Below are 19,262 nucleotides of genomic sequence, written 5' to 3'. Positions count from 1 at the left end.
TAAGGCGCTTTTTTTATGCCTATAATAAGCCCGCCTCCAGGACAGATAAGAGAATAACGATGAATTTCACCCCGCGTCATTTACTGCTTTGCGCCCCGCTTTTCCTCAGCCCGCTCGCTTTCGCCGACTCGCTGCAGCCCAGCCAGTACGGGGATTTTAACCGTTACGTGCTGGCGCTTTCCTGGCAAACCGGCTTCTGCCAGAGCATGCACGATCGCAACCGCAACGAGCCCGCCGAGTGTAAAGCTCAGCAGGAACAGGCGGATAAAAGCGCATACCTTACCGTTCATGGCCTGTGGCCAGGGTTACCCAAGTCCATCTCCTCGCGCGGCGTGGATGAAAAACGCTGGATGCGTTACGGCTGTGCGACTCGCCCCATCCCGAATATGGCCGAAGCCAGAGCCTCAAACAAATGCGCTGCGCCGGATACCGGGCTTTCCGTTGAAATGGCGTCAAAACTGGCGGGTGTGATGCCCGGCGCTGGAGGCCAGTCCTGCCTTGAGCGCTACGAATACGCCAAACATGGCGTTTGCTTTGGTTTTAACCCGGACGATTACTTCGGCACGATGGTACGGCTTAACGGCGAAGTGAAGCAGAGCGAGTTTGGTAAATTTCTTGCCCAGAACTACGGCCAGGTGGTAACGCGTAAGGCGTTCAACAAAGCCGTGAAGAACACCTGGGGCAGCGACGCCGTCGAGGCCTTCAAGCTAACCTGCGACGGCAATCCGGCCTTTCTCACGGAAATGCAGATCTCACTGCTGGCAGATAAGATCAACCAGCCGCTGCAAAGCGCCTCGTTTGCACCGCAAAAACATCCCGGTAACTGCGGGAAAAGCTTCCGCCTGGATGCGGTTGGCTACTGAGCAAAGATAAATACTGAAGTCAAAAATTAATCGCATCACTATTTGTTCAGGTTTTTTGGTTATAGCCTTCAGGTATCGGAACTGGAGGTCACCATGAGCAGAACAAAACGGTATTTACTGCAGTTAAAAGCGCAGTTTGAGCAGGAAGGTAAAAAGCAAAAACTGCTGGGATGCATCTGGCTCTCGCCACAGCAGCGCTACGAGATCCTCAAAGAGCTTCTGCTGCCGATTGCAGAACACCATGTTCGTTAAAATCACCGGGCCAGCGAATAAATCGCTGGCCCGCTCGTTCGATAATTCGAAAATACATCTCTTCGGCTACGGAATTACCGAACTGAAAGCCTGAATTAATAACCTGCGGCTTTATTAGCAGCCTTAATTCTTTCATTTCTCATATTTTTATCATGCGAGTCTTTGGCATTTAATATTTCACCCGTCGCGCTGATAAAATCCGAGGCCGTACAGCCGGTTAGCAGTAGCGCCGTAGAGAAAAAAACCGCTTTAAGCATAGAACCATCCATGATGAAATTAATACTGACAATATCAACAAACTAGATTAAAAACACAAAGAAACTGCATTTCCCAATGATATTCAACGGGCGTGGATTTTAGCCAGCGTGAAAATAAACACAAGAATTTTCCGCCCCGTTGAAATAAATTACCCATAAAGGATTACTGCCAGAAAAACATAATAAAAACACAGTCGTTCTACTGTCTGCCGACAACTGGATATCCCCTGGGGTAAATTCTATCCCCCATATCCTCTGCCTGCGAGCCAAACCCGACACGGGTGCATGTCAGATTTTTTCTGACCAAACAATTCCCGCGCTCACCTTTCACTCTGATTATTTTGATTGTTTGAACTTCATCCCAAAATGTAAACGAACATGACGGAGTTCGTTTACAGCCGCCCCAATGTTACCGATATCATGTTACCGGTATCAGCACCACCTGAAGGCACGCCTCTGGTGCATTCATCCAAAAATTCGGCCTTGGGGAAATAAAATGACCGAAATAACAACAAGTTTAGGCGCAGGAACCCTGTTGGGCATTGCAGCCTGCTCCGTCGTGCTCCTGCTCGTTTTGATCATGCGCTTTCGCGTGCATGCCTTCCTGGCGCTAACCCTGGTTAGCGTCGCAGTGGCGCTGGTCACCGGCGTTCCTTTCGATAAAATCGTGCCGACGATTCTGGGCGGCTTTGGCAGCACCCTGGCGGGAGTCGCCTTACTGGTTGGGCTTGGGGCCATGATCGGCCGCCTGCTGGAAATCTCCGGCGGGGCGAAAGTGCTGGCCGATACCCTGGTGGGCACGTTCGGTTCGCACCGGGCGCCTTTCGCGCTTGGCGTCGCGTCCCTGCTGTTCGGCTTCCCTATCTTCTTCGACGCAGGCCTGGTGGTGATGCTGCCGATTATTTTCAGCGTGGCGAAGCAGTTTGGCGGCTCAACCCTGAAATATGCGCTCCCGGCGGCCGGTGCCTTTGCCGTGATGCATGCGCTCCTGCCTCCCCATCCTGGCCCGGTTGCCGCCAGTGAACTGCTGGGTGCCAACATCGGGCTGCTGGTCGTCGTGGGGCTGATTATCGCCATCCCGACCTGGTATATCGGGGCCTATCTCTTCGGGCTGTATGCCGGGAAGAAATTCGACATTCCGCTGCCGAGCTCCTTCCTGGGCAAAATTGAGGCAGACGAGAATCATCAGCCGCCGTCTTTCGGCATGGTGATGACAATTTTACTGCTGCCGCTGGGGCTTATCTTCCTGGATACCGGCCTCAATACCGCCACGGTGCTCGGCTGGGTCAGCGCGGACAACACGCTGGTTAACTTCTTACGCATGCTGGGCAAGACGCCTATTGCGCTGCTGATCACCGTGTTCTTTGCGCTGATGGTCTTCAGCGGCAAGCACGGCCGTCAGCACCTGGAAAAAGTCTGTGACGGCGCCCTCGGCCCGATCTGCGGCATTATTCTGGTTACCGGCGCGGGCGGTATGTTCGGCGGCGTACTGCGTGCAAGCGGCATCGGCGATGCGCTGGCCGGCGTGCTCTCAGACACCGGCATGCCGGTTATTGTGGCCGCATTCGTTATCTCAACCGCGCTTCGCGTCGCTCAGGGGTCGGCCACCGTCGCGCTGACCACCACCGCCGCGCTGGTCTCACCGATGGTCGAAGCCACAACCGGCCTGAGCCAGTTTGACCTGTGCTTTATCGTTATCGCTATCGCGGGCGGCGCAACCGTGCTGTCTCACGTGAACGACTCCGGCTTCTGGCTGGTGGGCCGCTTCCTGGAAATGGATGAGAAAACAACGCTGAAAACCTGGACCGTGATGGAAACACTGATCGGGACCATCGCCTTCCTGCTGGCGGCATTGGGCAGCGTGATTTTGTAAGCGCTGCGGGTAAAAGCAAAATGTGACCGATCTCGCTTTCAACTGCAGGCTAAGCTCAGTATCATCAGGATTACATGTACAACCCTCGCCGGTTTCGGTGAGGGTTTTTCTTTGTACGATTTCAGCACATGAGTGCCCTGTTTTTTACACGGAGAGAAAAATGTCCAGACCTGCCATCATCATTAACGAACTAGACGCCGAACGCCTTGACCGCCTGCTGGAACAGCCGCAGTACGCCAAAGCACCGCTGGCAGAGGCGCTGAACGCCGAACTGGATCGCGCTGAGATGTGCAGCCCGGAAAAGATGCCGCCGGACGTTGTTTCCATGAACAGCCGCGTAGAGTTCCGCGACCTGAGTAATCAGGAAGTCCACGTTCGCACGCTGGTTTACCCGGCCAACCTGACCGACAGCGACAATCAGCTTTCCGTGATGGCGCCGGTCGGTGCCGCGCTGCTGGGCCTGCGGGTGGGTGATACCATCAACTGGACGTTGCCAAACGGCGGCCAGACCCATCTCGAAGTGCTGGCGCTGCAATATCAGCCGGAAGCCGCCGGTGAATTCCACCGCTAATTCTGTTTTCCCCTCTGATATAAGGAGGGGAATTTACCTTAAAGCATAACTTCCCGCCGCCCATATCAGCTTATAATTGCTATCAACAACTACCAATATTTATAGATTTCGCATTAAAAGCACAGATTTACATTTGTAAAAAAAATTGACAAAATTGCTGCCCTTTGTTGATGAGTTGTATTCACCTAAAACGAAAACACCCGCTTTCAGGTTATTTCCCCATCATAAAGACAGTATTCCCTCTATTTTACCGCCCATTAATTTGAATTAACGATTAATGTTGCACGCGGCCATGCCGATATTTTTCCGATTGTTTTATATAAATGGAGACGTTATGAAAAAGGTTGCTAAGTTATTCGGTATGTTTGTGATTTTAGGCGTTCTTGCAGGCTGTGCGCGTACTGCGCCTATCGCGAACATTCAAACCACCGTGAGCGCTGGCCACACTGAAGCACAGGTTAAAAGTGCCATTCTTAAAGCCGGTATTCAGCGTCAATGGATAATGAACGAAGTTAGCCCAGGTGTTATCAAAGCACGCCAGCAGACTCGTGAATTCACCGCAGAAGTGCGTATTAACTACACCGCAAACAGCTATTCTATTAATTACGAAAATAGCCTGAACCTGCGCGCCTCCGGCGGCAAAATTCATAAAAACTACAACCGCTGGATTCGTAACCTGGACAAAGATATCCAGGTTAACCTTGCCTCTTCCGGCCTGTAATTTTGCTTAACGCCGAATCTGAAGGTTCGGCGTTTCTTCTTTTATTATCACGTTGACAGGTAATGCAGCACATGTACGAACAGGACAGTCTTAGCGCATTGGATGCCATTACGGAAGCCCAGCGAATTGCCTTTGCCCCCATGCTGTTTCAAACGGCGCTCTGTCTACGAAATGCCGGCGTGCTCGCATACCTCGACAAGCAAGGGAAACAGGGCGCAACCCTCGAAGAAATAACGGAATCCTGCAACGTTAACGAATACGCTGCCAGCGTTTTACTGGATATGGGCCTGAGTGGACGCATTATTTTCAGGCAAAATACGCATTATTTCCTGGCGAAAATCGGCCATTTCCTGGTGCACGACACCATGACGCGTGTGAATATGGATTTCACCCAGGACGTTTGTTATCAGGGACTGTTTTTCCTGGAAGAAGCGTTAAAAGAGGGTAAACCCTCGGGCTTGAAAGTGTTTGGCGACTGGCCGACCATTTACCCCGCGCTCTCGCAATTACCGACTTCCGCCAAAGAGAGCTGGTTTGCCTTCGATCATTACTATTCCGATGCGGCTTTTGACGCAGCCTTACCGCATGTTTTTGCCCACCAGCCTGCCCGGCTTTATGACGTTGGCGGGAATACCGGAAAATGGGCAATACGCTGCTGTAAATATGATGCAGAAGTGGCGGTCACGCTGCTGGATTTACCACAACAAATTGCACTCGCACGTGAAAATATAGAGAATGCTGGGCTTTCCGGGCGTATTGATTTCCACAGCGTAGATATGCTGAGCGATTCCCCCCTGCCCGGTGAGGCTGATATCTGGTGGATGAGCCAGTTCCTGGACTGCTTCTCGCCGGAGCAAATCATTAAGCTCCTCAGCAACGTTGCTCGGGTCATGAAACCCGGCGCAAGGCTCTGCGTGATGGAACTGTTTTGGGACGCACAAAAATTTGAAGCGGCTTCGTTTAGCCTGAACGCCTCTTCGCTTTACTTTACCTGCATGGCCAACGGCAACAGTCGTTTTTACAGCGTAGAGAAGTTTTATCGTTATCTGGAAATGGCCGGATTCCAGGTGTCGGAACGCCACGACAACTTAGGCGTTGGTCATACCCTGCTGGTATGCCAGAAAACCTCCTGACCCGGCGCACGTTCAGCGCTGGCGATTAGAATAACGCTCGAATTGATCGCAGAACCACGCGGATGAAATTTGCACTCAACATTATTGACTGGCAGGCGAAAGCGCCGGGTCTCAGCAACGCGGCAGAGTGGCAGCACTGGTCGCAGCATGGGCAGGCTATTGACCCGACTCAACCTCAGGGCGCGCTAAGCGAACTTCCGATGATGACGGCCCGCCGCCTGAGCTCAGGCAGCAAACTGGCCGTTGACTGCGGCCTCGCCATGCTTCGTCGCCACGAGATTGATGCCGTACTCTATACCAGCCGTCACGGAGAGCTGGAGCGTAACTACAGGATCCTGCAGGCGCTGGCATCTGAGCAGCCGCTCTCCCCCACGGATTTTGCGCTTTCGGTGCATAACTCCTCTGTCGGTAACCTGACGATTGCCGCCAAAAAGCCGATTACCTCCGCGTCGCTGTCTGCAGGTAAAGACACCTTCCAGCAGGGGCTTTGTGAAGTCATCTGCCTCTTACAGGCGGGTTACAAAAAAGTCCTGATGGTCGATTTTGACGGCCTGCTGCCGGCGTTCTATCACCCGCGACTGGCGCCTGAAATGACGACCTGGCCCTATGCGGTCGCGCTGGTCATTGAGGCCGGAGACAATCTGCGGTGCAGCACGCAAAAAAGCGAAGCCGCCGGCGAGCCCGCATTGCCGCAAAGCCTGCTGTTTTTACAGCACTATTTAAATGACACCCCGGACTTTATCCTGCAGGGCGAGCGCGTTGCATGGCTCTGGAGTCGCGCGTGAGCGGCGTTGCGGCACGGCTAAACTGGCTATGGCGGCTCGTCATGACGGGCTTCTGCTTTGCGCTTTTTGGCCTCGGTGGCCTGCTGCTTTCTACCGTCTGGTTTAACTTACTGTTGGTGTTTATCCGGGATAATGCGAAGCGTCGCCGCATTGCACGCCGCAGTATCGCCGCCAGCTTTCGCCTTTTCCTGACGGTTGCCAGAGCCATTAAGGTGCTCGACTACCGCATCGAAGGCCAGAGCATTCTGCAAGCCGAGCGCGGATGCCTGGTGGTTGCCAACCACCCAACGCTCATCGACTACGTGCTGCTCGCCTCCGTAATGCCAGAAACCGACTGCCTGGTTAAAGATGCTCTGCTGAGAAACCCGTTTGTCAGCGGCGTTATTCGCGCAGCGGACTACCTGGTGAACAGCCAGGCCGATGCCCTGCTGCCGGCAAGCCGCCAGCGGCTACAGCAAGGTGACACAATTTTGATCTTTCCCGAGGGCACGCGAACGCAGCCCGGCGGTAAAATGACGCTTCAGCGCGGGGCGGCCAACATCGCCGTGCGCTGCAACAGCGACTTACGCGTTGCGACGATCCACTGCAGTGAGAACCTGCTGGACAAGCAAAGCAAATGGTACAATGTGCCCCCCGCGAAACCCTTGTTTACCGTCAGGGTGCGCGAGCGGATAAGCATTGACCAGTTTCATCAGGCAAATTCACAAGAACCGGCGCTGTCCGCAAGGCAGTTAAACCGGCACCTTTTGCTTCAATTACAACAGGGGACGAAACCTCTTTCGGGTATTAATGATGCAAGCGCTCTATCTTGAAATTAAAAATCTCATCATAAACACACTCAATCTGGATGAAATGTCGAGCGACGACATTGACACCGATGCCGCACTTTTTGGCGAGGGTTTAGGCCTGGACTCTATCGATGCTCTGGAACTGGGGCTGGCGGTGAAAAACCAGTATGGCGTGGTGCTTTCTGCCGAAAGCGAAGAAATGCGTCAGCACTTCTTTTCCGTTGCCACGCTGGCATCTTTCATTCACGCGCAACGAGCCTGAGGAGAGTCCGTTATGACCGACCCACACGCTATCTATGAAGAAGTCTCCGCGCTGTTGGTAAAGCTGTTTGAAATCGATCCTCAGGACATCAAGCCAGAGGCTCGCCTGTATGAAGATCTGGAGTTAGACAGCATCGATGCTGTCGACATGATCGTTCATCTGCAGAAAAAAACCGGCAAAAAAATCAAACCGGAAGAGTTCAAGGCCGTTCGCACCATACAAGATGTGGTCGATGCGGTAGAACGTCTGATACGAGAAGCGTAACGCGCTATGCGGTGCGCTCGCGCTTTTCCGGGTGTACAGCTGCTGACCGGTCTGCTACTGCTGGCCTGGCCTGGTATTATCTGGCTAGGTCTGGCGCATAACAGCCTGCACTGGCTGCTGCCGCTCATGGCTCTGCTGCTGTTTTTCCGCTTTCGCCAGACCCGGCGACAGGCGGGCCCTTTGCGAATCGTCACTCAGGTTGTTGCCGTTGCCGGAATCATCCTCTGCGCGGCCAGCTACCTGCTGAAAACGCATCAGCTGCTGCTGTTTTATCCGGTGGTGGTGAACAGCGTCATGCTCGCCGTCTTCGGCGGTTCGCTGTGGTCCTCGATGCCGATTGTCGAACGTCTGGCACGCCTGCGTGAACCGGATCTTCCTGAACCGGCGGTGCGTTACACCCGCCGCGTCACGCAGATCTGGTGCCTGTTTTTTGTGGCTAACGGCAGCATTGCGCTGTTTACCGCGCTGTACGGCGATATGACGCTGTGGACGGCATGGAACGGCATGATTGCCTATCTGCTGATGGGCACGTTAATGGCCGGAGAATGGCTGGTCCGCCGCCGGGTGATTAAAAGAGAATCTCAATGAAGCAACCGCTTTCTCTGGCCGGGTGGCTAACCGCGCCACGCTCTTCGTCCACGCTCATTGCCTGGCTTGGCAATCAGGAATGGACGCTGGGGCATTTGCGCCACGACGTCGCACGGCTGATGCAGCAAATGGCCCATCGCCCCGGCCAGCGCTGGGCGCTGTGCTTTGAAAACAGCTACCTGTTTCTTGTGGCGCTGCTGGCGACGCTTCACGCCGGGAGAACGCCGGTTATCCCAGGGCACTGCCGGGTTGCGCTGCTCAATGAGCAACGCAGCCTGTTCGACGGCGTATTGAGCGACAAAGATCTTGCCTGGCAGGGGCCGCTTTGTATTGTGCGATCCGGGCAACAAACGGCAGAAGAAGCCGTCTTTTTCCCCGAGGTTGCTGCCGATGCCTTTGTGGAGCTGTTCACCTCAGGCTCGACCGGCACGCCTAAACGCGTGGTGAAATCCATTGCTCACTTGGATCGGGAAGCCGCCCTGCTCACGGCGCATTTTGCCGAACGCCTGGAAGGCTGCAGGATAGTCGCCTCGGTCGTGCCGCAGCATCTTTATGGGCTGACCTTCCGCATCTTTTTGCCTATGACGTTAGGCCAGGCGCTTCATGCCGCCATGCTTTATTACGCCGAACAGCTTGCCGCGCTGAGCCATGAACATCGCTACGCGTTTATCAGCAGCCCGGCCTTTTTGAAACGTCTGGATCTACAGCTTTCTCCCCCGCCGGTAAAAACGATCCTCTCGGCGGGCGGCCTGCTGCCCTGGCAGGACGTGGCGCAGGCAGCGCAATGGCTGGGCGTCTTGCCGGATGAGATTTATGGCAGCACCGAAACCGGCGTGCTCGCGTGGCGCTACCGGGAGCACGATGACGTTGCCTGGCTGCCGTTCCCGGGCGTAAAAATCACTCCAGAAAGTGAATCCTTCCGCGCCAGCTCGCCGCTGATTGCCGCCGAAGAAGGGCTGCTGCTTGACGACGTCCTTCATATTGAGGAAGACGGCAGATTTCGCCTGATGGGCCGTCGCGGGCGCGTGGTGAAAATTGAAGAAAAACGTATTTCGCTGACGGAAATTGAGCAGCGTCTGCTGGAGCTGGAAGGTATTTCCGAGGCGGCGGCGCTGCCGGTTTCTCGCGGCGGGCGTCAGGGGATTGGCGTTCTGCTGGTGCTCAATGAATCTGCACGCCAGCGCTGGCTACAGCGCAGCGGCAAGGCTCAGGAAATGGCCTGGCGAAGGTCGCTTCAGCCGTGGCTTGAACCGGTCGCTATGCCGCGCTACTGGCGCGTCGTGGACGAAATCCCGGTCAATAACATGAACAAGCGTGTCTATGCGCAATTACAGGAGTTATTTCATGAAACCTCATGAAATTGAGCGCCATCAGGCACAGCCAGACAGGCTGGAAGTCGTGCTTTATCTCGACCCTTCCCTGTTTTGGTTCCAGGGCCATTTCGCCGTACAAGCTCTGCTGCCGGGCGTTGCTCAGCTGGACTGGGTGATGCTGTATGCCCGCGAGGTCCTGGCGCCGGATTACCGTTTCCACAGCATTCAGAACGTGAAGTTCCAGGCTCCGCTGCTGCCGGAAACCACCGTCACCTTAGCGCTGGAATGGCAGGCAGACAGGCAGATCTTAAGCTTTAGCTTCAAACGTCATGCCGGCGAGGAGCGCCATACCGCCAGCAGCGGGAAGATTCGCCTATGTCGCTGACTTTCCGCCCCTGCGTGCTTATCCCCTGCTATAACCACGGCGCCATGATGCCGGGCGTTCTCACGCGCCTTGCGCCCTTTGACCTGGCCTGCATCGTTGTCGACGACGGTAGCGATGAAACTACGCGCCGGGTGCTTGAGCAACTGGATGCCCAACACGCGAACCTGACGCTGATTCGCCTGCCGTCGAATGCCGGAAAAGGCGAAGCCGTCATTCAGGGGCTGAAGGCCGCCGCAGAAAAAGGCTATAGCCACGCCGTGCAGGTGGATGCCGACGGCCAGCACGCCGTGGAGGATATCCCGAAGCTGCTTGCGCTGGCGCAGCAGCACCCGGAGGCGCTGATTTCCGGGCAACCCATTTATGACGACTCCATTCCTCGCTCGCGCCTGTATGGCCGCTGGGTAACCCACGTGTGGGTGTGGATAGAAACGCTGTCGCTGCAGCTGAAAGACAGCATGTGCGGGTTCCGGGTTTACCCGGTCGCCCCTACATTGCAGCTGGCCGGGCGGGTTCCCCTGGGCAAACGCATGGACTTCGATACCGAAGTCATGGTGCGCCTTTACTGGCAGGGCATCACCAGCTATTTCGTGCCGACTCGCGTGACCTATCCGCTGGACGGCCTGTCGCACTTCGACGCGCTGAAAGATAACTGCCGCATCTCGCTGATGCACACCCGCCTGTTCTTCGGCATGCTGCCGCGCATCCCTGCCCTGCTGTTCCGCCGTAAAAAACAACACTGGGCAGAACAGAAAGAGGTTAAAGGCCTGTGGGGAATGCGCCTGATGCTGCTGGTCTGGCGTCTGTTGGGGCGAAGGGCATTTTCGCTGCTGCTTTATCCGGTGGTGGGCGTTTACTGGCTCACCGCTCACCGCGCACGTAAAGCCTCGCAAAGCTGGATTTCACGCGTACGCACGCAGCTTGCGGGCCGCAATATGCCAGTACCGGCCAACCTGACCAGCTTCCGCCACTTCCTGCGTTTTGGCGACGCCATGCTGGATAAAATCGCCGGCTGGCGCGGTGAACTGCGGCTGGGCCGTGACGTTCTGTTCGCGCCCGGCGCGGAGCAAACGCTCAACGCCAGCGGCACCACGGGCAAGCTGCTGCTCGCCTCCCATTTGGGCGACGTCGAGGCCTGCCGCGCGCTGGCACAGTTGGAAGGCAGTAAAACCATCAATGCGCTGGTGTTTAACGATAATGCCCAGCGCTTTAAGCAAATTATGCAGGAGATGGCGCCTCAGGCCGGGCTGAACCTGATGCCGGTCACCGACATCGGGCCCGATACCGCCATGCTGCTCAAAGAGAAGCTGGATCGCGGCGAGTGGATTGCCATTGTCGGCGATCGCGTGGCGGTAAATCCTCAACGCGGCAACGAATGGCGCGTCTGCTGGAGTCAGTTTATGGGCCAGCCCGCGCCGTTCCCGCAGGGGCCGTTTATCCTGGCTTCTATTCTGCGCTGCCCGGTAGAGCTGATTTTTGCCCTGCGCGAGGACGGCAAGCTTCGCATTCACTGCGAGCCCTTTGCCGACCCGCTGCTGCTGCCGCGCGCGGAGCGCCAGGCCGCACTGCAACGCACCATCGACCGCTACGCAGAGCGCCTTGAACACCACGCTCTGCGGTCGCCGCTCGACTGGTTTAATTTTTTCGATTTCTGGCAACTGCCGGACGTCAAAGACAAGGAGTAAAGGGTGAATAACGATCCCCGTTTTACCGCAGAAGTCGAACTGACTATCCCTTTTCATGACGTCGACATGATGGGCGTCGCCTGGCACGGCAACTATTTTCGCTACTTCGAAATTGCCCGTGAGGCGTTGCTGAACCAGTTCAACTACGGCTACCGCCAGATGAAAGAGTCCGGCTATTTATGGCCGGTGGTAGATACCCGCGTGAAGTACCGTAATCCGCTGACGTTTGAGCAGCGTATTCGCGTTCGGGCAAGCATTGAGGAATACGAAAACCGCCTGCGTATCGGCTATGAAATTTTCGATGCCGAAACCGGAAAACGCGCCACCAGCGGCTACACCATTCAGGTCGCGGTTGAAGAAAAAAGTCATGAACTGTGCTTCGTCAGCCCGGACATTTTATTTGAACGTATGGGAGTCAAACCATGAAATATTGGCCAGTGCTGGCGCTGCTGCTCAGCCCCGTCGTCAACGCCCTGACGCTTGATGCCCTGCAACAACGCTTCACCGAACAGCCGGTGGTCCGCGCGCACTTCGAGCAAACGCGTACCATAAAAGATCTGCCACAGCCGCTGAAATCCTCCGGCGAGATGCTGATTGCCAGAGATAAAGGCCTGCTGTGGGACCAGACAACCCCTTTCTCCATGAAGCTGCTGCTGGACGATACCCGCATGGTTCAGGCCATTAACGGCCAGCCGCCTCAGACGATCACCGCGGAAAATAACCCGCAGATGTTCCAGTTTAACCACCTGCTGCGGGCGCTGTTCCAGGCCGACCGCAAAGTGCTGGAGCAGAACTTCCGCGTGGCGTTTGTCGACAAAGGCGAAGGCCGCTGGACGCTGCGCCTGACGCCGATCGTCACGCCGCTGGACAAGATTTTCGCCAGCATCGACCTGGCCGGCGGCCAGTATCTGGACAGCATCCAGCTCAATGATAAACAGGGAGATCGCACGGATATCGCGCTCTCTCAACATAAACTCACTCCGGCTCAGCTCACCGATGACGAACGCCAACGCTTTGCCGCGCAGTAACCGTAAAGCCCCCGCGGTGCTGTGGGGAATCGTCTGCCTGATAATGCTGGCTGCTTTGCTTACGCTGCTGCCCGGCTCACGGATGAACAGCAGCGTGCTGGCCATGCTGCCAAAACAGGCGCTGGGCGCAATTCCACCAGCCCTGAACGACGGCTTTATGCAGCGCCTGGACAAGCAGCTGGTCTGGCTGGTCAGTCCGGGTAAAAAAGCCGATCCGAGCGTGGCACAGGCCTGGCTCAGTCTGCTCCAGGGTTCGCACGCGCTGGCCGAAGTCAAAGGCCCGATGGACGCCGCCGCCCAGCAGCAATGGGGCGCGTTTTTCTGGCAACACCGCAACGGCATGCTTGACGCCGACACGCGGGCACGCCTGCAAAACGGCGGTGATGCCCAGGCGCAGTGGATCCTCTCCCAGCTTTATTCCGCTTTTTCCGGCGTCAGCGGGAAAGAGCTGCAAAACGATCCGCTGATGCTGATGCGCGGCTCACAGCTGGCGATGGCCAAAAACGGCCAACGCCTCCGGCTGATGGACGGCTGGCTGGTCACTCAGGACGAGCAGGGTAATTATTGGTATTTGCTGCACGGTGAGCTGGCGGGCTCCTCCTTTGACATGCAGCAAACGCACGGCCTGGTCACCACGCTCGACTCGCTTAAACAGCAGCTGAGCGAGCGTTATCCGCAGGCGCAGGTCCTCTCTCGCGGCACGGTGTTTTACAGCGATTACGCCAGCCAGCAGGCGAAGAAAGACATCTCCACGCTTGGCGTCGCCACCCTGCTCGGCGTGGTGCTGCTGATTGTGGCGGTCTTCCGTTCCCTGCGCCCGCTTCTGCTGTGCGTCATTTCCATCGCTATTGGCGCGCTTGCGGGCACCGTTGTCACCCTGCTTATCTTCGGCGAACTGCACCTGATGACGCTGGTGATGAGCATGAGCATCATCGGTATCTCCGCCGACTATACGCTTTACTACCTGACGGAGCGCATGGTGCACGGCGGCGAAGTCACGCCCTGGCAAAGCCTGGCGAAAGTGCGTCACGCGCTGCTTCTGGCGCTGCTCACCACCGTCGCAGCCTATCTGATCATGATGCTCGCCCCGTTCCCCGGCATTCGCCAGATGGCGGTCTTCGCCGCCGTGGGGCTAAGCGCCTCCTGCTTTACGGTCATTTTCTGGCACCCGTGGCTCTGCCGTGGCCTGCCGGTTCGCCCGGTGCCGGCCATGGTGCTGCTGCTGCGCTGGCTTGCGGCCTGGCGTCGGAATAAAAAGCTCTCAGTCGGGCTGCCGGTTGCATTGGCGCTCTTCTCGCTCGTCGGTATCGCTACGCTCAAAGTCAACGACGATATCTCCCAGCTACAGGCGCTGCCGCAGCACCTGCTGGCTCAGGAGAAAACCATTACCGCGCTGACCGGGCAAAGCGTCGACCAGAAATGGTTTGTGGTCTACGGCAGCACGCCACAGCAAACGCTGGAACGCCTTGAAGCGTTTACTCCTGCGCTGGAGCAGGCCAAAAGTCGCGGCCTGATTAGCGGTTATCGAACCCTGCCCGTCAACTCGCTCGCTCGTCAGCAGCAGGATTTAGCGCTTTTACAGCGCGCTACACCAGCCGTTGCGCTGGCTCTGCAGCAGGCCGGGCTACAGGTGGTTAAGCCAGATCTTAGCCCCATGTCAGTTACGGTCGCCGACTGGCTAAAAAGCCCGGCAAGTGAAGGATGGCGCCTGCTGTGGGTAACCCTGGACAAAGGGGAAAGCGGCGTGCTGGTGCCGGTTGATGGCGTTAAGCAATCGGCAGCCTTGAGCGAACTGGCGGCACAACAGCCGGGCGTGGCCTGGGTCGATCGGAAAGACACCTTCGACGAACTGTTTGCGCTTTACCGGCATATTCTGACCGGCCTGCTGCTGGTCGCATTAGCCGTCATCGCCTGCGGGGCCATGCTCCGTCTTGGCTGGCGTAAAGGCATCATCAGCCTGGTGCCATCCGTTCTGTCGCTGGGCTGCGGCCTGGCCGTGTTATCGCTGAGCGGTCACGCCGTGAACCTGTTTTCGCTGCTGGCTCTGGTCCTTGTGCTCGGCATCGGCATTAACTACACGCTGTTTTTCAGCAACCCGCGCGGCACGCCGCTGACCTCGCTGCTCGCCATCACGCTGGCCATGGTCACCACCTTACTGACGCTCGGCATGCTGGTCTTTAGCGCCACGCAGGCAATCAGCAGTTTTGGCATCGTACTGGTCAGCGGGATTTTTACCGCCTTCCTGCTGTCGCCGCTGGCTATGCCCGCTAAAAAAGGGAAAAGAAGAAATGATAAAGCTTAACTTTTGGCACGCCGTGCCGCTTGTCGCCACGCTGGTGCTGACCGGCTGTAGCCACTCGCCAAAAGACCAGCAAGGTCGCCCACAGGCCTGGCTGGAACCTGGCGCCCGCGTCACGCTCCCGGCGCCGGGGATTTCTCCGACGGTGAACTCGCAGCAGCTGCTAACCGGCAGCTTTAACGGTAAAACCCAATCGCTTTTGGTGATGCTCAACGCCGACGATAAAAAGCTGACGCTGGCCGGTTTGTCCTCGGTAGGGATCCGCCTGTTCCTTGTCACCTACGACGAGAAAGGGTTGCATACCGAGCAGTCTATCGTCGTCCCGCAGCTGCCCCCGGCAAGCCAGGTCCTGGCCGACGTTATGCTCAGCCACTGGCCGATTTCCGCCTGGCAGCCGCAGTTGCCGAAAGGCTGGACGCTCACCGACAAAGGCGATAAGCGCGAGCTACGCAATGCCAGCGGCAAGCTAGTGACCGAAATCACCTACCTGATGCGTAAGGGCCAGCGCGAGCCGATAAGCATTCAGCAGCATGTCTTTAAGTACCACATCACCATTCAATATCTGGGTGACTGAGATGATTTATATTTCCGCCGTCGGGATGATAAACGCGCTGGGCAATAACCTCGATGACATCGCCGCCAATCTGGCTCAGGGCTACGCGCCCGGTATGCGGTCACGCAGCGGCTGGCTGCAGGGGCAGGCAGAGGCCGTTTTGGGTGGCGTTGACGGCGAGCTACCGGCCATTCCGGAGACCTTCGCCGCCCACCGTTCCCGCAACAACCAGCTGCTGCTGGCCGCGCTGGCGCAAATTCAGCCGCAGGTCGATGAAGCGATAGAGAAGTTTGGTCACGACCGCGTGGCCGTGGTCCTCGGCACCAGCACCTCCGGGCTCGATGAAGGCGATATTTACGTCAACCAAACGCTTAACGATAGAGAGAACCACAGCTGGCAATACCCGCAGCAGGAGCTGGGCGATCCTTCCCGCTTCCTGAGCCACTGGCTGGGGCTGGACGGCCCGGCGTTTACGCTCTCTACGGCCTGCTCCTCCAGCGCCAGGGCAATTATCAGCGGCCGCCGTTTGATTGAGGCCGGGCTTGCCGATGTGGCTATCGTTGGCGGCGCCGACACGCTAAGCCGCATGCCGGTTAACGGCTTCCACAGCCTTGAGTCGCTCTCTGCCGAGCTGTGTGAACCCTTTGCCAGGAATCGCCACGGCATCACGATTGGCGAAGGCGCCGCGTTAATGCTGCTGACCAAAGCGCCGCAGCCTATCGCGCTGCTTGGCGTCGGTGAGTCCAGCGATGCCCACCATATTTCGGCCCCACATCCGGAAGGTGAAGGGGCTATTCGCGCCATTCGACAGGCGCTTGCCGACGCGGGAATGGCGCCGGGCGACGTCGGCTACGTCAACCTGCACGGCACCGCCACGCAGCTCAACGATCAGGTTGAATCCAAAGTCATGCACACGCTGTTTGGCGAGGAGATCCCCTGCAGCTCCACCAAGCACCTGACGGGACATACTTTAGGGGCGGCGGGCATTACCGAAGCGGCCATTGCGATGCTGATTTTGCAGCGTGATTTGCCCCTGCCTCCGCAGGATTTCAGCCGTTCCCCACGCGATCCGGCCCTGCCGCCCTGCGGCATTATTGACAGCACGAGGCCGCTTGAGCGCCCGGTTATCCTCTCAAACTCTTTCGCCTTTGGCGGAAACAACGCCAGTATTCTGCTAGGGAGAATGCCATGAGCCACTACTTATCCCCCACGGAATACCTGCCGCATGACGCGCCGATGCTGCTGCTTGAAAAGGTTATCAGCGTGACGGATGACGCCGCAGCCTGCGAAGTCACGGTGACTGAAACCGGCGTGCTGGGGCCGTTTGTTGATGCGCAGGGAAACCTGCCGGGCTGGTATGCGCTGGAGCTGATGGCGCAGACCGTCGGTGTCTGGTCCGGCTGGCACCGCAAACAATGCGGGCAAGACAGCATCAGCCTGGGCATGGTGTTAGGCGCGCGTGAACTCATCTGCCAGGCGGGCCTGCTGCCCGCCAATGCCAGACTCATCGTCACGGTCAAACTACTCATGCAGGACGAGCGCTTCGGCAGCTTCGAATGCGCGATTAACGTGGGCGAGGAAACGCTGGCAACCGGCCGGGTGAACACCTTCCAGCCCACCAAAGAAGAATTAACCACGCTTTTTCATCAGGGATCTACAGCATGAGCCGTTCAGTTCTGGTTACCGGTGCCAGCAAAGGCATTGGCCGCGCCATTGCCCGCAAACTTGCCGCCGACGGGTTTATTATCGGCGTCCATTACCATCGCGATGCCGCAGGGGCGCAGCAAACCCTGGACGACATCCTCGCCGCCGGGGGAGCCGGACGCCTGCTTTGTTTTGACGTGGGTAACCGCGAGCAATGCCGCGAAGTGCTGGAGCAGGACATGGAGGCCCATGGCCCGTGGTACGGCGTGGTGAATAACGCGGGTATCGCGCGTGATGCGGCGTTTCCTGCGCTCAGTGAAGAAGACTGGGACTCGGTTATCCACACCAACCTGGACAGTTTCTATAACGTTATCCAGCCGTGCATTATGCCGATGATCTCCGCGCGAAAAGGTGGCCGAATCGTCACGCTATCTTCCGTGTCAGGCGTGATGGGCAACCGTGGCCAGGTCAACTACAGCGCGGCGAAAGCGGGCATTATCGGTGCCACTAAAGCGCTGGCCATTGAGCTGGCGAAACGTAAAATCACCGTCAACTGCATCGCGCCGGGACTTATCGATACCGGCATGATCGAAATGGAAGAGGCCGCGCTGAAAGAGGCGATGGCTATAATCCCCATGAAGCGCACCGGCCAGGCAGAGGAAGTCGCCGGGCTGGCCAGTTATTTACTGTCTGATATTGCGGGCTACGTGACCCGACAGGTTATTTCCATCAACGGAGGGATGCTATGACACGTCGTGTCGTAATTACGGGCATGGGCGGCGTTACCGCCTTTGGTGAAGACTGGCAGAGCGTCTCCGCCAGGCTGCTGGCGTACGAAAATGCGGTACGCAAAATGCCCGAGTGGCAGGTTTACGACGGGCTGCATACGTTGCTCGGCGCGCCGATCGACAACTTTACGCTGCCGGAACACTACACCCGCAAGCGCATTCGCGCCATGGGCCGGGTTTCGCTGATGTCCACCCGCGCGACCGAGCTGGCGCTGGAGCAGGCGGGGTTAATCGGTGAAGCCGTGCTGACCAACGGCGAAACTGGGATCGCCTACGGATCGTCGACGGGCAGTACCGGCCCGGTGAGCGAGTTCGCCACCATGCTGACGGAAAAACACACCAATAATATTACCGGCACCACCTATGTGCAGATGATGCCGCATACCACCGCCGTGAATACCGGGCTGTTCTTTGGCCTGCGTGGGCGAGTGATCCCGACCTCCAGCGCCTGTACCTCCGGCAGCCAGGCCATTGGCTACGCGTGGGAAGCAATTCGTCACGGCTATCAGACGGTGATGGTTGCCGGCGGGGCAGAAGAGCTTTGCCCTTCCGAGGCAGCGGTATTCGATACCCTGTTTGCCACCAGCCAGCGCAACGATCGGCCCAAAACCACACCTTCACCTTTCGACCAGCAGCGCGACGGCCTGGTGATCGGCGAAGGCGCGGGTACGCTGATTCTGGAAGAGCTGGAGCATGCGAAAGCACGCGGCGCGACCATCTACGGTGAAATCGTCGGCTTTGTCACCAACTGCGATGCCGCGCACATCACCCAGCCACAGCGCGAAACCATGCAAATCTGCATGGAACAGTCGTTGAAAATGGCCGGGCTGAGCGCGCTGGATATGGGTTATATCTCGGCTCACGGCACGGCGACCGACCGGGGCGATATTGCTGAGAGCCTGGCTACGGCGGCAATCTATGGGGACAACGTGCCGATTTCTTCGCTGAAAAGCTATTTCGGCCACACGCTGGGTGCCTGCGGCGCGCTTGAGGCCTGGATGAGCCTGCAGATGATGCGTGAAGGCTGGTTCGCCCCTACCCTCAACCTGAGCAAACCGGACGAGCACTGCGGCGCGCTGGACTACATCATGGGTGAAGCACGCCAGATTGACTGCGAGTATTTGCAGAGCAATAACTTCGCCTTCGGGGGGATCAATACCTCTATTATCATTAAGCGCTGGGCTTAATATTTTTCCCTCACCCTAACCCTCTC

Annotated in this window: 23 protein-coding genes; 22 read left to right on the top strand and 1 reads right to left on the bottom strand. The window is 57.3% G+C overall.

Annotation, left to right across the window (positions count from 1 at the left end; translation table 11 throughout):
• Positions 1–59 precede the first annotated feature (59 nt).
• Together rna and HX778_RS16780 are read left to right on the top strand one after the other, a co-directional pair.
• Positions 60–863, top strand: a complete 804-nt coding sequence (rna, locus tag HX778_RS16785; protein ID WP_176982594.1) for a ribonuclease I — start codon at positions 60–62, stop codon at positions 861–863.
• A gap of 93 nt (positions 864–956) precedes the next feature.
• The gene (locus tag HX778_RS16780) at positions 957–1,115 is read left to right on the top strand and encodes a hypothetical protein (RefSeq protein ID WP_158399822.1); all 159 of its coding nucleotides are present in this window, start codon (positions 957–959) and stop codon (positions 1,113–1,115) included.
• 95 nt (positions 1,116–1,210) lie between these two features.
• Here the strand turns inward: HX778_RS16780 and HX778_RS16775 are convergent, their stop codons facing one another.
• The gene (locus tag HX778_RS16775) at positions 1,211–1,372 is read right to left on the bottom strand and encodes a hypothetical protein (protein WP_167549831.1); all 162 of its coding nucleotides are present in this window, start codon (positions 1,370–1,372) and stop codon (positions 1,211–1,213) included.
• A 496-nt stretch (positions 1,373–1,868) separates the two neighbouring features.
• Here HX778_RS16775 and HX778_RS16770 point away from each other — a divergent pair, with 496 nt between their 5' ends.
• The 20 genes from HX778_RS16770 (at position 1,869) to HX778_RS16675 (ending at position 19,236) form a co-directional block, all read left to right on the top strand.
• The gene (locus HX778_RS16770) at positions 1,869–3,245 is read left to right on the top strand and encodes a GntP family permease (RefSeq protein WP_038474773.1); all 1,377 of its coding nucleotides are present in this window, start codon (positions 1,869–1,871) and stop codon (positions 3,243–3,245) included.
• A 160-nt stretch (positions 3,246–3,405) separates the two neighbouring features.
• Positions 3,406–3,816, top strand: coding sequence for a nucleoside diphosphate kinase regulator (gene rnk / locus HX778_RS16765; protein ID WP_176982593.1), 411 nt, complete (start codon positions 3,406–3,408; stop codon positions 3,814–3,816).
• A gap of 334 nt (positions 3,817–4,150) precedes the next feature.
• Positions 4,151–4,537, top strand: a complete 387-nt coding sequence (locus HX778_RS16760) for a lipoprotein (RefSeq protein WP_038474779.1) — start codon at positions 4,151–4,153, stop codon at positions 4,535–4,537.
• A 71-nt stretch (positions 4,538–4,608) separates the two neighbouring features.
• A complete protein-coding gene (locus tag HX778_RS16755; RefSeq protein ID WP_176982592.1) occupies positions 4,609–5,670 on the top strand; it encodes a methyltransferase in 1,062 nt (353 codons plus the stop codon).
• A gap of 62 nt (positions 5,671–5,732) precedes the next feature.
• Positions 5,733–6,455, top strand: coding sequence for a beta-ketoacyl synthase chain length factor (locus HX778_RS16750; protein WP_176982591.1), 723 nt, complete (start codon positions 5,733–5,735; stop codon positions 6,453–6,455).
• Positions 6,434–7,267: a 1-acyl-sn-glycerol-3-phosphate acyltransferase gene (locus HX778_RS16745; RefSeq protein WP_071842936.1), complete on the top strand. Its 834-nt coding sequence runs from the start codon at positions 6,434–6,436 to the stop codon at positions 7,265–7,267. Before HX778_RS16750 ends, HX778_RS16745 begins: the two co-directional genes overlap by 22 nt.
• Positions 7,248–7,505, top strand: a complete 258-nt coding sequence (locus tag HX778_RS16740) for a phosphopantetheine-binding protein (RefSeq protein WP_038474790.1) — start codon at positions 7,248–7,250, stop codon at positions 7,503–7,505. The genes HX778_RS16745 and HX778_RS16740 overlap by 20 nt, the downstream gene beginning before the upstream one ends.
• A 12-nt stretch (positions 7,506–7,517) precedes the next feature.
• On the top strand, positions 7,518–7,769 hold the full coding sequence (locus tag HX778_RS16735) for an acyl carrier protein (protein ID WP_038474792.1): 252 nt from the start codon (positions 7,518–7,520) through the stop codon (positions 7,767–7,769).
• A gap of 6 nt (positions 7,770–7,775) precedes the next feature.
• Positions 7,776–8,357: a hypothetical protein gene (locus HX778_RS16730; RefSeq protein ID WP_038474794.1), complete on the top strand. Its 582-nt coding sequence runs from the start codon at positions 7,776–7,778 to the stop codon at positions 8,355–8,357.
• Entirely contained in the window at positions 8,354–9,715 is a 1,362-nt protein-coding gene (locus HX778_RS16725; RefSeq protein ID WP_176982590.1) for an AMP-binding protein, read from the top strand. The genes HX778_RS16730 and HX778_RS16725 overlap by 4 nt, the downstream gene beginning before the upstream one ends.
• On the top strand, positions 9,702–10,055 hold the full coding sequence (locus HX778_RS16720; protein ID WP_038474798.1) for a hydroxymyristoyl-ACP dehydratase: 354 nt from the start codon (positions 9,702–9,704) through the stop codon (positions 10,053–10,055). Before HX778_RS16725 ends, HX778_RS16720 begins: the two co-directional genes overlap by 14 nt.
• A complete protein-coding gene (locus HX778_RS16715) occupies positions 10,046–11,737 on the top strand; it encodes a glycosyltransferase (RefSeq protein ID WP_176982589.1) in 1,692 nt (563 codons plus the stop codon). The genes HX778_RS16720 and HX778_RS16715 overlap by 10 nt, the downstream gene beginning before the upstream one ends.
• Before the next feature lie 3 nt (positions 11,738–11,740).
• Positions 11,741–12,163 carry a thioesterase family protein gene (locus HX778_RS16710; RefSeq protein ID WP_038474802.1) on the top strand — a complete coding sequence of 141 codons (423 nt, stop codon included), beginning with the start codon at positions 11,741–11,743 and terminating at the stop codon, positions 12,161–12,163.
• Positions 12,160–12,765, top strand: a complete 606-nt coding sequence (locus tag HX778_RS16705) for an outer membrane lipoprotein carrier protein LolA (RefSeq protein ID WP_038474804.1) — start codon at positions 12,160–12,162, stop codon at positions 12,763–12,765. Before HX778_RS16710 ends, HX778_RS16705 begins: the two co-directional genes overlap by 4 nt.
• A complete protein-coding gene (locus HX778_RS16700) occupies positions 12,734–15,067 on the top strand; it encodes an MMPL family transporter (RefSeq protein ID WP_176982588.1) in 2,334 nt (777 codons plus the stop codon). The genes HX778_RS16705 and HX778_RS16700 overlap by 32 nt, the downstream gene beginning before the upstream one ends.
• Positions 15,054–15,638: a DUF3261 domain-containing protein gene (locus HX778_RS16695; RefSeq protein ID WP_176982587.1), complete on the top strand. Its 585-nt coding sequence runs from the start codon at positions 15,054–15,056 to the stop codon at positions 15,636–15,638. The genes HX778_RS16700 and HX778_RS16695 overlap by 14 nt, the downstream gene beginning before the upstream one ends.
• Position 15,639: 1 nt before the next feature.
• Positions 15,640–16,809: a beta-ketoacyl-[acyl-carrier-protein] synthase family protein gene (locus HX778_RS16690; RefSeq protein WP_176982586.1), complete on the top strand. Its 1,170-nt coding sequence runs from the start codon at positions 15,640–15,642 to the stop codon at positions 16,807–16,809.
• Positions 16,806–17,282: a 3-hydroxy-fatty acyl-ACP dehydratase gene (locus HX778_RS16685; RefSeq protein ID WP_176982585.1), complete on the top strand. Its 477-nt coding sequence runs from the start codon at positions 16,806–16,808 to the stop codon at positions 17,280–17,282. Before HX778_RS16690 ends, HX778_RS16685 begins: the two co-directional genes overlap by 4 nt.
• Positions 17,279–18,010 (top strand): 3-ketoacyl-ACP reductase FabG2, encoded by a 732-nt coding sequence (locus HX778_RS16680; RefSeq protein ID WP_176982584.1) that lies wholly within the window; start codon positions 17,279–17,281, stop codon positions 18,008–18,010. The genes HX778_RS16685 and HX778_RS16680 overlap by 4 nt, the downstream gene beginning before the upstream one ends.
• On the top strand, positions 18,007–19,236 hold the full coding sequence (locus tag HX778_RS16675) for a beta-ketoacyl-ACP synthase (RefSeq protein ID WP_176982583.1): 1,230 nt from the start codon (positions 18,007–18,009) through the stop codon (positions 19,234–19,236). Before HX778_RS16680 ends, HX778_RS16675 begins: the two co-directional genes overlap by 4 nt.
• The last annotated feature ends 26 nt before the right edge of the window (positions 19,237–19,262 follow it).

The organism is Cedecea sp. P7760, from assembly GCF_013386425.1.
Taxonomy (GTDB): Bacteria; Pseudomonadota; Gammaproteobacteria; order Enterobacterales; family Enterobacteriaceae; genus Cedecea; species Cedecea selenatireducens.
This window is presented reverse-complemented; position numbering and strand designations above follow the sequence as displayed.

Excerpts from the sequence above, each read along its gene's own strand:
- HX778_RS16685 (WP_176982585.1), top strand. The coding sequence starts at position 16,806 with ATGAGCCACTACTTATCCCCCACGGAATACCTGCCGCATGACGCGCCG.
- HX778_RS16715 (WP_176982589.1), top strand. The coding sequence starts at position 10,046 with ATGTCGCTGACTTTCCGCCCCTGCGTGCTTATCCCCTGCTATAACCAC.
- HX778_RS16750 (WP_176982591.1), top strand. The coding sequence starts at position 5,733 with ATGAAATTTGCACTCAACATTATTGACTGGCAGGCGAAAGCGCCGGGT.
- HX778_RS16730 (WP_038474794.1), top strand. The coding sequence starts at position 7,776 with ATGCGGTGCGCTCGCGCTTTTCCGGGTGTACAGCTGCTGACCGGTCTG.
- HX778_RS16735 (WP_038474792.1), top strand. The coding sequence starts at position 7,518 with ATGACCGACCCACACGCTATCTATGAAGAAGTCTCCGCGCTGTTGGTA.
- HX778_RS16755 (WP_176982592.1), top strand. The coding sequence starts at position 4,609 with ATGTACGAACAGGACAGTCTTAGCGCATTGGATGCCATTACGGAAGCC.
- HX778_RS16725 (WP_176982590.1), top strand. The coding sequence starts at position 8,354 with ATGAAGCAACCGCTTTCTCTGGCCGGGTGGCTAACCGCGCCACGCTCT.
- HX778_RS16780 (WP_158399822.1), top strand. The coding sequence starts at position 957 with ATGAGCAGAACAAAACGGTATTTACTGCAGTTAAAAGCGCAGTTTGAG.
- HX778_RS16740 (WP_038474790.1), top strand. The coding sequence starts at position 7,248 with ATGCAAGCGCTCTATCTTGAAATTAAAAATCTCATCATAAACACACTC.
- HX778_RS16690 (WP_176982586.1), top strand. The coding sequence starts at position 15,640 with ATGATTTATATTTCCGCCGTCGGGATGATAAACGCGCTGGGCAATAAC.
- HX778_RS16675 (WP_176982583.1), top strand. The coding sequence starts at position 18,007 with ATGACACGTCGTGTCGTAATTACGGGCATGGGCGGCGTTACCGCCTTT.
- rna (WP_176982594.1), top strand. The coding sequence starts at position 60 with ATGAATTTCACCCCGCGTCATTTACTGCTTTGCGCCCCGCTTTTCCTC.
- HX778_RS16745 (WP_071842936.1), top strand. The coding sequence starts at position 6,434 with ATGGCTCTGGAGTCGCGCGTGAGCGGCGTTGCGGCACGGCTAAACTGG.
- HX778_RS16760 (WP_038474779.1), top strand. The coding sequence starts at position 4,151 with ATGAAAAAGGTTGCTAAGTTATTCGGTATGTTTGTGATTTTAGGCGTT.
- HX778_RS16705 (WP_038474804.1), top strand. The coding sequence starts at position 12,160 with ATGAAATATTGGCCAGTGCTGGCGCTGCTGCTCAGCCCCGTCGTCAAC.
- HX778_RS16770 (WP_038474773.1), top strand. The coding sequence starts at position 1,869 with ATGACCGAAATAACAACAAGTTTAGGCGCAGGAACCCTGTTGGGCATT.
- HX778_RS16695 (WP_176982587.1), top strand. The coding sequence starts at position 15,054 with ATGATAAAGCTTAACTTTTGGCACGCCGTGCCGCTTGTCGCCACGCTG.
- HX778_RS16720 (WP_038474798.1), top strand. The coding sequence starts at position 9,702 with ATGAAACCTCATGAAATTGAGCGCCATCAGGCACAGCCAGACAGGCTG.
- HX778_RS16700 (WP_176982588.1), top strand. The coding sequence starts at position 12,734 with ATGACGAACGCCAACGCTTTGCCGCGCAGTAACCGTAAAGCCCCCGCG.
- HX778_RS16680 (WP_176982584.1), top strand. The coding sequence starts at position 17,279 with ATGAGCCGTTCAGTTCTGGTTACCGGTGCCAGCAAAGGCATTGGCCGC.
- HX778_RS16775 (WP_167549831.1), bottom strand. The coding sequence starts at position 1,372 with ATGCTTAAAGCGGTTTTTTTCTCTACGGCGCTACTGCTAACCGGCTGT.
- rnk (WP_176982593.1), top strand. The coding sequence starts at position 3,406 with ATGTCCAGACCTGCCATCATCATTAACGAACTAGACGCCGAACGCCTT.